This is a genomic window from Brevibacillus massiliensis, from assembly GCF_000311785.1.
GTDB lineage: Bacteria > Bacillota > Bacilli > Brevibacillales > Brevibacillaceae > Brevibacillus_C > Brevibacillus_C massiliensis.
Window position 1 is genome coordinate 46,618 of the sequence record NZ_HE978547.1, and the last position, 11,818, is coordinate 58,435.

Consider the following 11,818-nt stretch of genomic DNA (forward strand, 5'->3'; position numbering starts at 1 on the left):
TGAGGGCGCTCCTATTGTTGGTCTTTGTTATCTTTGTCGTCCTGATTCTCCTTATTACTCGCCTGATCGAGGTCCGTAATAATCGGATCAATCTTCGTCATGATGTTTAGCTGTACGCCGGAGTTTTCACTCGGTGACTCATCCAATTTGCCTGTCTCAATCAATTGCTTGATTTGGTCTGCGTCCAATGTTTCCACTTTCAGCAGGGTTTGCGCGATCAGCTCCAACTGGTCGCGATATTTTGTCAAGAGATCCTTACAGCGCTGGTACTGTTCGTTGATGATACGCTGCATCTCCTGATCGATCTCGTAGGCAATCTGTTCCGAGTAATTCCGTTCATGGCCAATATCGCGGCCCAGGAAAACCTGGCCCTGCGAGCGGCCAAACTGCATCGGTCCAAGACGGCTCATTCCATATTCCGTAATCATGCTGCGGGCAATCGCGGTTGCGCGCTGGAAGTCGTTATGAGCCCCGGTACTGATGTCGCCAAGCACCAGTTCCTCTGCGACCCGTCCGCCGAGCAGCCCGACAATCTTGTCGAGCAAATCGCCTTTGGTCGCAAAATAGCGGTCTTCTTTCGGCAGCATTACCGTATAACCGCCTGCCTGACCACGCGGGATAATGGTCACCTTGTGCACCATGTCGGCGTTCTTCAAGTGGTAGCCGACGATCGTGTGGCCGGCTTCGTGATACGCGACCAGGCGCTTTTCATCATCGCTGATCACGCGGGATTTTTTAGCTGGACCGGCGATGACGCGGTCGATCGCATCGTCAACCTCATCCATATTGATCTGTTTTTTGTTCTTCCGGGCTGTAAGCAGCGCGGCCTCATTCAAGAGGTTTTCCAGATCGGCCCCGGTAAAGCCTGGGGTACGGCGGGCGATAATGTCCAGATCGATATCGTCGCCCAGCGGTTTGTTGCGGGCGTGGACTCTCAATACTGCTTCCCGTCCCTTCACATCCGGCCGGTCAACCGTGATTTGACGGTCAAAACGTCCCGGACGCAGAAGCGCAGGGTCGAGGATATCCGGGCGGTTCGTCGCAGCGACGATAATGATCCCTTCGTTCGCTCCAAAGCCGTCCATCTCAACAAGCAATTGGTTCAACGTCTGCTCGCGTTCGTCGTGACCCCCGCCCAGACCGGCGCCGCGCTGGCGTCCCACAGCGTCAATCTCGTCAATAAAGATAATGCAGGGCGCGTTTTTCTTGGCGTTTTCAAACAGGTCGCGGACACGGGAGGCACCGACCCCGACGAACATCTCCACGAAATCGGAACCGGAGATGCTGAAGAACGGAACACCCGCTTCCCCGGCGACTGCCCGGGCAAGCAAGGTTTTCCCTGTACCCGGCGGTCCTACCAGCAAAACCCCTTTTGGGATGCGGGCCCCAACCGCAGCAAACTTACGCGGATCCTTCAGGAACTCGACTACTTCGACTAGCTCTGCCTTTTCCTCATCAGCTCCAGCTACGTCGTCAAACGTAACGCGCTTCTTCTCGTCATTGTAAAGCTTGGCGCGGCTCTTCCCGAAGTTCATGACCCGGCTGCCGCCGCCTTGGGCCTGATTCAACAGGAAGAAGAACAGAATGAAGATGATGACAAACGGAATGATGGAAGTGAGGAACGTCAGCCAAATGTTATTGCCTTCCGCGGGTTTAAAATCCGCCCCGTTTATTTGTCCCGAATCAATCTTATCATTAATCAGTTGTACTACTGAGTCAGACAGCGGAACATTGGTTGTAAATGACTCATGGCCGGTTTGGGCCTTCTTTAATTTCCCGTCAACCCGATATGTACCCCCGTCAGGGCGAAGCGTTAGTTGCAATACATTATCGTTTAGCAATTCCGTACGAAATTCTTGGTAAGACATCTGCGTTGTTTTTTCGGTCCCGGAGAGGACAAAGTTCACGATCCCAACCGTGACAAGGAAAATCAGTAAATAGAACCCAGTATTACGAAAAAAACGATTCATTGCTTACCTCCTCTCGCGAAAAAAGACACTTCCCTCATTTTATCACATGGTATCCAGGAATCTCAACAAGGTTACTTGGAATATACTTCCGGCTTGAGGATTCCAATGTACGGCAGATTACGATACTTTTCACCATAATCCAGTCCAAAACCGACAACAAACTCGTCAGGAATCGTAAATCCGCTGTAATCAGGGGAAATGTCTACTTTGCGCCTTTCCGGTTTGTTTAACAGGGTGACTACCTTGACAGAGGCCGCTTCCCGATGTTTCAGCTGCTCTACCAATCTGCTCAGCGTCAGACCGCTGTCCATGATGTCCTCTACAATCAGGACGTGACGGTTCTGTACAGGCGTATCCAGATCCTTGAGAATGCGAACAACTCCAGTCGATTCGGTACTATTGCCGTAACTGGAGACAGCCATAAAATCCATTTCACAAGGAATGTCAATCTGACGGATCAAATCAGCCATAAATACAACTGCACCTTTCAGTACGCAGATGACTAATGGGTTTTTGCCACGATACTCATCACTGAGCTGCTTTCCTAATTCTTGTACCTTATCCGCGATTTGTCTTTCTGTCAGCAATATCTCTTTGATGTCATTGTCCATTGCCAGGAACCTCCCACCAGTCTTCTCCATACTCCACTTGAACGAATAAATACTTTCGGGTCCGCTGCGTTACAGCAGCTACGTCAGACCTTTTTACCCCCGGCACCCAAAGGATTTGGCTGTCCGAAACAAGTATAGGCCACCTTTCCCGCAATGCTTTCGGCACCTTGGCATCGATCATGAGGTCCTTCAGCTTTTTGGTGCCAGTCAAACCCAGCAGGCTCATCCGGTCTCCCGGCCGCCGATTTCGAACCGCTAACGTTCCTGAAGGCAGCCGTTCCACATCAAACACTGCCGTATAGAGCGACATGGACTTCCAATCAAAAGGAGCGTCAGCAACAGCAGTGCGAATGTTGATCCCCTGTTCAGAAAGCCACGTAATTCCCGGAACCTCTATATCGTAACAATAAGCAGTGTGCTGCTTTGGCCCAGTTTCTTTTTCAAATCGAATCGCGTCGTACACTCGTCTGACGACTACCTGTTTTGGCAGGTGAAGGACAGCAGATGGATTTTCGCCATCTGCGACGTGCAAAACGGCCTCCACATGCTGCGCAGACCATTCGATTTTTCTTGACAGATAACTTAATATTAGTGTAATCATTCTCCTTTGTAAAGCAAGGTCACAAGTTTGCAACTTCTTTCTGGCAATTACTATCTTATTCTCCAAGCGGGTCTCTATAACCTCTTCCAGATAATCCCTGCTGAGGCGATTCAGGCATTGATCGTCGATTCGCGCGGCCTCGGCAAGCTGAAGCAGGTGTTCCCGATAGCGATGATTGATCGCTTCAAACTGCGGCAATACATCCAACCGCAATTTGTTTCGCTTGTACTTGCGCGAGCGGTTGCTGCTGTCCTCACGCGGCTCCAGGCCGTGCGTTTGGCAATACTCCTCCAGCTCCGACCTGTAAATGGACAAAAACGGCCGTACGACCTCGATCTGCCCATCTACCAGCCAGCGGCGAACCGGCATCCCGGCCAATCCGTGGATGCCGGTCCCCCGCAATATGCGAAAGAGGATTGTCTCGACTTGATCGTCTGCATGGTGGGCAAGCGCCACTTTTGCCGCTCCCACCTGCTTCGCCACCCGCTCGTACAACTGATACCTGACCTCACGGCTTGCTTCCTGGGCGCCCTGCCGGGTTTCCTCCATATATAAGGAAACATCGCGGGCAAACAGGTGGCAGCGGACACCCAGGACCTGGCAGAGTGATTCAACGTACCGTTCATCGCCATCCGACTCTTCGCCGCGAAACCCGTGATTCAGATGAACGGCGTGAAGCACCCAGTTGTATTGATATTGTTGATTTAATCTACAGAGGATATGCAACAAAGCAGTGGAGTCCACCCCGCCTGAAACACCGACCACAATCGTCTCATTGGGGAGCAAAAGCTGCTGTCTCTCAATGATCTCTTTGATGCGAGCGAGCATAACGGACCACAAATCCTTTCCACAGGGTAAACACGGATAGACCGAGAATGAGTCCGGCTGCGATCGCTCCGGCCTCCATGGATGTCTTCACCCCTAAAGCCAGCCCCCCGAGGAGATCGCCATTCACAAACGTCAGCATCGCTTTGTATGCGGTCGAACCGGGGACCAGCGGCAGGATCCCGGCAACGCTAAAGACAGTCGACGGAACCCGCAGCCAAATCGATAGCAGCTGGCTGAGCAGCGACACCACCGAAGCAGCGATAAATATCGTATACTGGCTTTGAAATTCCCCAATAACGGACACCAGACGCAGCGTTGCCCAACCGGACATGCCGATAAATCCTCCGGCAAGCAATGTCCTTACCGGTATGTTGAACAACATGCCGTACGCCAGGCTGGAGACGAGACTTAAACTCAGACCGGTCAGCCAGAACATCTTATCACCTGCCAAAAGAAAGAATAAGTGCGGTCGCTACGGCGACAGCCAGGGCCGTCAAAAGCGCTTCGACTCCGCGTGATATGCCCGCGATCAGATCTCCTGCCATCAAGTCCCGCAGTGAATTGGTTACAGCCAGTCCCGGAAACAGCGGGATCATCGCCCCGATGATCATCAGGTTCAAATGCAGGACGGGAAACAGCAGACAAAAGCAGTAAACAATCAAGCCGCCGAGAAAAGCCGACATGAATTCGGCAAAAAACTTGATCCGCAGGATTTGCTGAAAATAACCGGAGCTGATGTTGACGCATAGTCCCGCAATGGCGGTAGGCAGCAGGTCATAGCCGGATCCTCCCTGCAAAACAGCAAAAGAGCCGCTGGCTACGCCAGCCGCCAGATTTTGCAGCCAGTTCGGGTACTGCCGCTTTTCCTGATCAATTTCCTGCAGCCGACGGTACGCTTCCTGTATCGCCATGCCGCCCGATACAACAGAACGGGAAACCTGATTTACCATTGTTACCTTGTTCAGGTCGATGGTTCGCTCGGGTATCCGTATCATTCGGGTCAGGCTTCTTTCGCCGCTCCGATAGGAAAAGATGATGCTGGTCGGCGTGACAAAGCTGTGGACGCTTTCCATACCGGCAGACTGGGCGATCATCGCCATCGTCGTCTCTACACGGTAGGTTTCCCCGCCGCTTCTGAGCATAATTTCACCTGCCAGCAAACAAGTCTCCATCACGAGATCATCAGGCAGCATTCTCCCCATCCCTCACATCCAAGCGAGATACAATAACCCGGCCGAGAGCAGCAAGGACGCGACAAACATCCCGCCAATCCACGTGCCAAGCGTATCTTGCCTCTTCCCCTTTGGTCTATTTTCCGTCCGCCCTTGCAGGGCAGCTACCATTTCATTTTTCATCGCCTGCGCAGATGCCTGCTTTCCGCATAGCGCATGTATTAACGGCTGGCGAAAAGGGTAAAGGTTGCTATCGCTTCGTATTATATCACAAAGCGTCTGGGTATTGCGCTCCTGTTGACTGATTCTTCGCCAGGCTTCTTTGCCGATCGCCAGCCTCACCATCAAGACGGCAACAGCAAACAGATCGTACCCGGGTTCCGCTCGGCGGTCCCCCGCCTTCCAGGCCCCGCGATCGTATTCTTCCGTAAACTGGCGTACAGCATGGCCGATTTTGCTGACCCCGCCAAAATCGATCAGCCGCATCTGTCTGTCTTTCCCGGAGATCATCACATTTTCCGGTTTTACATCGCCAAATACCCAGCCCTGAATGTGCAGGATATGTAAACGGGAGAGCAATTGAATCATCAAGATAGGGATCCAGTCGCGTCCCGCCCGCTCGACAAAGACATCGAGCATTTCCCCCTCCACGTACTCCATGGCGTAGAAGGTAAGCGGCTTCCCTTGCACCACGATATCGTCTACTTCATAGAGCCTGGGACCGATGGGCATGCCCGACAACGGTTTTACATTTTTTAACATATTTACTTCCATTAGTATATCAAATGCTTCTGAACCTACCTTCACCGCCACTTTTTTTCCGGCGCTGTGAGCCAAGAAGACACGACCATTGGCCCCTCGGCCCAATTCACCTTGAATGCAATAGGCACTCCGGTTCCATTTGCCGCGAAATTCCCTTGGCACAAACGGATGTCCCAGGTTAGAAGACATGGTCACGCAGCAAGCCCTCATCGTCATTTGGCCCCCGGGAACCGTATTCGTCAGGCAAGCCAGAGGGAAGCTCATTCTGTTCAAACAAAGCCATCGCTTCAACAATCGCCGGACCAGTTGGCGTGATGCCGCTCATCGTCAGTCCATCCGTCAATTGATAGACCTTCTCCACCTGATCCGTCCACGGTATGCGGACTTCCATGTGACTATATTTCCCAGGAAATGAACAGACGGCCATCCGGCTTTTCCCGCTCCGCGAACGCAGGCTGACACTGCAGTCGTGTATCGCCTGCTGGACTGCAAACAGCTTTGGTTTCATGCTGCCCGACGTGTCGACAAGCATGACGACGTCCAGGTTGGACCGCTCGCCCAGATCATCCATCATCCCTGCCACTTGCATCCGTTTTTCCGGGGGCAGCCCTTCAATGTCGGAATTACCCAAAATCTCTTTTAACTCCTGGTTTACAACATGTTGAATCGTTTTGGTCATCGCCTTGCGCGTCAGCATCTGAACCGTTTGAGCCAGCTGTGAAGCGTAGACAATATCGCTCAAACCGCCCCCTGCTTGGGCTAATTCGCGGATTTCCCGCTCGCCTTGCGCTTCCATCTGGTCCCGATCTATCACACCAATGACGTTTACCGTAATTCCCTGCTCCCTGGCCAGAGCCGCTGCTGCAATGGGGCTGATACCAGTATTCGAGCAGCCGTCTGTCACGACGAGGATTTGACGCATCGTTGCCAGTTTTTTCACTGTCCATCTCCCCAATCTACTAAGTTATCTATCATTATCGACCGGGAGATAGAGAAACATACCTGATAAACCCCTCCTCTTCTTGAAGCGCTTCCAACCTACATGGTCAGCTTACGATTCGCGGACGCTCTACTTTTTCCACCCCCATAACCTGGATCGCGGACCACTCCGGGACAAACCTCTCCACCTTCGCCACCAAAACAGTCATGTCGTCAACGATCTCTCCGTAGTGATGCCGGATCACTTTTTCCAACAGCAGATCGGCCACATCCTGGGGGTTGTCCGTCTCCAACTCGGAGATTAACCGCTTCATCCACATCTGCCGGTTTTCGATGTGACGCGGAGCCTCATAGATGCCGTCTGTCATCATGATCAACAGATCGCCGGGCTTCAAGGTGCGGGTCACGACATCCACATCGATTTCGTCGAGGATGCCCGCCGGCAAATTGCTTGCCATGACGGTAATCACCTCATTTCCCCGCTTGATAAAACTGGGTGTAGAACCTATTTTAACAAAACGGGTCTGGGCGGTTTGCAGATCCACCAACGCCAGGTCGACGGTCGCAAAAATCTCATCCGTTGAACGCAGGGACAATACGGAGTTCACCGTTTTGATCGCCAGCTTTTCATCAATTCCGGACTGCAGCAGCTGCTGCAGCATGTCCAAAGCAGACTGGCTCTCCATAAATGCGCGTTCTCCGTTGCCCATCCCGTCGCTGATCGCCAATGCCATTTGCCCGTTGCCGAGGTCCATGGTCTTAAAGCTGTCGCCGGACAGCAATTTCCCCCCTTTCGCCGCCCCGGCAACCCCTATGTCTATTTCAAATGTCCTGGCGGAGCTGAGGCACATTTTGCAGGTGCCGTCTCGAAATGCTTCACAGTGGCGTTCCTTCACAACGATATTCTCGCCTAATATCTCCGTCAGCATCGGCGCCACTACCTTCGCGCACTCATCCCGCCCATAGCAGGTAGGCTGAATGATCTCAATATCAACCTTCCCCTCCTCCAAACTGTGGATATCTACTCTGCGGATCGACAGCCCCAGTCCTTCCAATGCCCGGGATACCTGTTTTTCCTGAAAACTAAGCTCAATTCCCTCCCTTTTAATTTCTCTGGCAAAATCACTCATTACCCGGGAAACGCCGGAAAGCTGGTCAGCCACCAACTTGCGGCTTTCGCGAATCTGTTTTTTCAACTGGTTGAACGTCACAAGGCGCTCGTATTCCCGCTCCACGGCGGCCACTACTTTGCCTGTCTTTACACATTTTCTCTCCCATTCCTTGGGCAGCGGTGTGCCCTTCAAACTGCCCTGCTCATGCACAGTCTCTATCATTGACCTCATCGCCTCATAGGTAAGTGAAGCGTCCCGTTCCCAGCATTGCGCTTTTTTCCAGCAGCGCTGGCAGGTTGATTCCGTCACCCCGCCAAGGAACGCCTCCACTTGTTCGTCCCCGCCCGGCGTTTCAGCCGTCTGGGCAAAACTGCGGGAGAGCTGCGTGAACAGCTCGGAAAATTTTTGTATCTTTCCTGCTGTTACATCGCGCACCCGCCGCATATATTCCTGATGAGATTGCAGATTTTCGGGAGTTCCCGGAATAAAACGGGAAACTTTTTTCCATAAAGAGGCGGGCGTAGCGATAAAGAGCGCCACTGCCAATGATGTTTCAATCAACGAGGGATAAAGCGTGTTTTCTGCACCGGCGTAAATCGCAATGATGGAAGTGCCGATCAAAAGACCGGCAGAAACCCCCAATTTGCCGCCTTCTTTCAGCAAACCGGCGAGCAGCCCGGAAAAGGCCAGCAAATTGATTTGCTGCAGCGTGCTGACGTCGGCCAGGCTCAGGATGAGTCCGGTGACGACTCCTACCGCTGCCCCTACCGTGCCGCCCCCGACAAAGGCGAACAGCACCAGCAAATAACGTGAGAGGACATGCTCCATCGAGATCCCCTGAATCATCCAGCCGACGGTCCCGGTCATCAGCGAAGCGAGCAGGATGACCAGACAGACGATCTCCTCGTTTTTCAACGGTTCATAGGGCTTGGCCAGATGGACAATGGAGAGCGATTGAATAAAGATCAAGGTGAGGACGAAGCTGAGAACCGATTCCACGCCTACCATGACGACGCCGTACGTCGTAATCTGATTGGTCAGCACTTCAAACAGCAGGTGACTGACAAAGACCGTGACCAGGACGATCAGCGGAGTAAAGGAAAAGTCCTTCCGGCGAAACCGCTCCGACAGCTTGCAGGCGGTAAATGCCACTACCAGGCTTATGGCTGCTTCCATCCCGATCGGGACAGATAAGGTAAACGCCCCGGCAAGCAGCGCCAGTCCGCTTACCGTCAGGCAATCTCTTCTAATGTAGTACATCACCATAAAATAAGGCACGATAAACGGGGAGAGTTCATCGAGGATAGAGGCTCGTCCCAACAGAAACGCCATGGCGATCGGCAGCAGATTCCACCTGCGGACAAACTCGGCTACTCGTTCCCCCGCCGATGACATTGCCTCTGTCCACTGATTCATGACTCTTTGCGACCAGGAATAATTCAACTGTGAGATAACTTGACCTTTGTTCATCATATCTTTGCACCACCCGTTCTGTGATCTTGTGACCTTCATTATACGGAGCGGGCACGATAAAATTTGTCAAACCTTCGATCTGTATTCCAAGAATCGTACGACAAATTATCCTTTTAAAAAAACAGCCGTTTTTTGCAAAAAAAATAGCCGACGTTTTTGGCGCTCAACGTCGGCCGGTAGGTGATTCGCGCTAGCGAAACGGGCTATAGTAATCTAATTCGTCATATCTTTGAAATGACCTTCCTCTTTTTATCGTCATTTTCCGCGTTTGCAAAGATATTTTTCTCTAGCGGCTGCGTCCCTTTTTGTCAATGTGTTTTCGTAAAGAAGATAGACGATCCTCGCTGTCTTTCAAAAAACGATTTAACTTATCTTCAAATGCATCTCCACGTTCCCGCTGGTGACGAGGGGTCACATCCGGACGGTCGATTGCTTTCTTAATCGACAGGCCGATTTTCCCATCGCGAATGTTTATCACTTTAACGGTTACCATATCGCCAACCTTTAGATGTTCATTGATATTTTTTACGTATGTATCGGCAATTTCGCTAATATGAACAAGTCCGGTAATTCCCCCAGGCAGCTCTACAAATGCTCCAAAACTGGTGATGCCTGTTACTTTCCCTTCAAGTTTGCTGCCCACTTCAACACCCATGAACGCGGATTGCCTCCTCTTCTAGAATTTTAAGAACATTTAAATTATAGAAAAGGAAAAAAAGGATGTCAACGACATCCGCGCATCAACTAATTTTCAGGTATGACGTAAAGAATCTCGCCAGGCTTCGTCATAAAGTACTGCTTGCGGGCCAACTCGGCCACATACTCCTTGTCATTCAAGCGGTTTGCCTTGTACGCCAGTTCCGCGTGCAGCTGTTTGGCAGCAGCCTCTTCTTCACGGAGCTGCTTTAACTGGGTTGCTTTTTCGTCCAATATCCCGCTCTGCATGTAAGCCGTATAGCCCGTCCAGCCGATGACTGCGAACATGACGATCAGAAACATCCGTATTCTCCGCTTTTGCCCTCTCTTGGTTACAGGGGACGGGGCTTGCCTCATCTATCGTTCTCCACCTTTTACAGCTACTTTTTCGGCTTTGGCTTAAACCAATTCTTCATCCGATACCAAAATCCTGTCTTAGCCCGACCGAAACCTTTCCCGATCTTCCGACTCCAATTGACGAAGGGAGAGGCAAGAAACCGTATGATTCTCCATAAAAAATTGCCAATTGCCAATAATATGGAAAAGAGAAACGTCAACAGCGTCCATACCAGTCGGACTATAAAGCGAACTGGGCTAATAATCAGCGCCTGAATCAATAAAAGCGTTGTTCGATAGCACCACTTACAGAATTTTATCACGATCAAGAGCAGTTGAATATACTTCTTACTTACTAGGACGAAGTACACATATGCTCCCGCCAATATGCCGAGAAAGATCGGTAGACGCACCACCCCATCGTTCACGCGGACAAGCACAAAAAAGACCAGCCAGATACTGCACAGCCAAAATGACAAATCCAATAAAAAAACCAGCCATCGCGGAATTCGCCCTTTTCCCTTAAACACTTGATACGTGTCGAAACCAATGCCCATCAGAACCCCGCACAACGACATAAAGGCGATGGTCTGGAATTGAACGTTCAGGCTCACTTGAATAACTTGCCGAAGAATCCTTTAGTACGGTCTCCGGTCTGCCCCTGTTCAAGGTACCCCATTTCGTGTACAAGGCCTTCAATCGCAACCTCACCGGTTTCCAGACTCAGGTTTTTCATATGCAGGTTCTGTCCGCGAATGGTCATAAACCCCGCTTCCGTCTCCAGCAAAAACTCTTCGCTGTCAAAGCTTTCGACGTTTTTTACACCAGAAATGGCTAAGCTGCGGCGGTTAATCATCACTACCTCGTGACGGGGTCGCTTCGATTGGTCATACATGGCATACCCTCCCTCGTGACATCAGCGCAATCGCCCCTGTGCCAGGCGGAGCGATTTCAGCGGGTTCTTGTACCATGTTATGGGGAGGGATGTCCTTTTAGAACAAAACCGAAGCGAAAGAAGTCACCATTTCAGGTAGGCTTCCTCTTCCTTTTCATCGCGGGGCACGGGCACTTCGCCCAGTACCCTGTACAGGGACGCCGCCTCTTCTTTCCGCGGGTTCTCCTTCAGGTCTTCCACTTGGACGTGCACTACTTTTTGTCCAAAGCGTATCGCCAGTTTATCGCCGATTTTTACGTTGCTGGATGCCTTGGCCGGCCGATCGTTGATTTCGATGCGTCCCTGATCACACACATCCTTGGCCAAGGTGCGCCGCTTGATCAGCCGCGACACTTTCAAGAACTTGTCAAGCCTCATCTTCAC

13 protein-coding genes are annotated in these 11,818 nt (G+C 51.6%); all 13 read right to left on the minus strand.

Features of this window, described 5'->3' with window-relative positions; all coding sequences use genetic code 11:
* Nucleotides 1-11: 11 nt before the first annotated feature.
* Complete coding sequence (gene ftsH / locus HGBM_RS21425; protein WP_019123142.1) at nucleotides 12-1,970, minus strand: ATP-dependent zinc metalloprotease FtsH; 1,959 nt, start codon at nucleotides 1,968-1,970, stop codon at nucleotides 12-14.
* 71 nt (nucleotides 1,971-2,041) lie between these two features.
* A complete protein-coding gene (hpt, locus tag HGBM_RS21430) occupies nucleotides 2,042-2,581 on the minus strand; it encodes a hypoxanthine phosphoribosyltransferase (protein WP_019123143.1) in 540 nt (179 codons plus the stop codon).
* Nucleotides 2,571-4,010 (minus strand): tRNA lysidine(34) synthetase TilS, encoded by a 1,440-nt coding sequence (tilS, locus tag HGBM_RS21435; RefSeq protein WP_019123144.1) that lies wholly within the window; start codon nucleotides 4,008-4,010, stop codon nucleotides 2,571-2,573. Before tilS ends, hpt begins: the two co-directional genes overlap by 11 nt.
* Nucleotides 3,982-4,446 carry a threonine/serine exporter family protein gene (locus HGBM_RS21440; protein WP_019123145.1) on the minus strand — a complete coding sequence of 155 codons (465 nt, stop codon included), beginning with the start codon at nucleotides 4,444-4,446 and terminating at the stop codon, nucleotides 3,982-3,984. The genes tilS and HGBM_RS21440 overlap by 29 nt, the downstream gene beginning before the upstream one ends.
* 4 nt (nucleotides 4,447-4,450) lie before the next feature.
* Entirely contained in the window at nucleotides 4,451-5,203 is a 753-nt protein-coding gene (locus HGBM_RS21445; RefSeq protein WP_019123146.1) for a threonine/serine exporter family protein, read from the minus strand.
* A gap of 12 nt (nucleotides 5,204-5,215) precedes the next feature.
* The gene (locus HGBM_RS21450) at nucleotides 5,216-6,133 is read right to left on the minus strand and encodes a protein kinase domain-containing protein (protein WP_026074585.1); all 918 of its coding nucleotides are present in this window, start codon (nucleotides 6,131-6,133) and stop codon (nucleotides 5,216-5,218) included.
* Entirely contained in the window at nucleotides 6,123-6,866 is a 744-nt protein-coding gene (locus HGBM_RS21455; protein WP_035287667.1) for a VWA domain-containing protein, read from the minus strand. The genes HGBM_RS21450 and HGBM_RS21455 overlap by 11 nt, the downstream gene beginning before the upstream one ends.
* Before the next feature lie 124 nt (nucleotides 6,867-6,990).
* Nucleotides 6,991-9,468 carry a stage II sporulation protein E gene (gene spoIIE / locus HGBM_RS21460; protein WP_019123149.1) on the minus strand — a complete coding sequence of 826 codons (2,478 nt, stop codon included), beginning with the start codon at nucleotides 9,466-9,468 and terminating at the stop codon, nucleotides 6,991-6,993.
* Between the two features lie 286 nt (nucleotides 9,469-9,754).
* Nucleotides 9,755-10,123 (minus strand): S1 RNA-binding domain-containing protein, encoded by a 369-nt coding sequence (locus HGBM_RS21465; RefSeq protein ID WP_019123150.1) that lies wholly within the window; start codon nucleotides 10,121-10,123, stop codon nucleotides 9,755-9,757.
* 89 nt (nucleotides 10,124-10,212) lie between these two features.
* Entirely contained in the window at nucleotides 10,213-10,521 is a 309-nt protein-coding gene (locus tag HGBM_RS21470) for an FtsB family cell division protein (protein ID WP_026074587.1), read from the minus strand.
* 23 nt (nucleotides 10,522-10,544) lie between these two features.
* Entirely contained in the window at nucleotides 10,545-11,114 is a 570-nt protein-coding gene (gene yabQ, locus HGBM_RS21475; RefSeq protein WP_019123152.1) for a spore cortex biosynthesis protein YabQ, read from the minus strand.
* Entirely contained in the window at nucleotides 11,111-11,395 is a 285-nt protein-coding gene (yabP, locus tag HGBM_RS21480) for a sporulation protein YabP (RefSeq protein ID WP_019123153.1), read from the minus strand. The genes yabQ and yabP overlap by 4 nt, the downstream gene beginning before the upstream one ends.
* A 123-nt stretch (nucleotides 11,396-11,518) precedes the next feature.
* Complete coding sequence (locus tag HGBM_RS21485) at nucleotides 11,519-11,812, minus strand: RNA-binding S4 domain-containing protein (protein WP_019123154.1); 294 nt, start codon at nucleotides 11,810-11,812, stop codon at nucleotides 11,519-11,521.
* Nucleotides 11,813-11,818 lie beyond the last annotated feature (6 nt).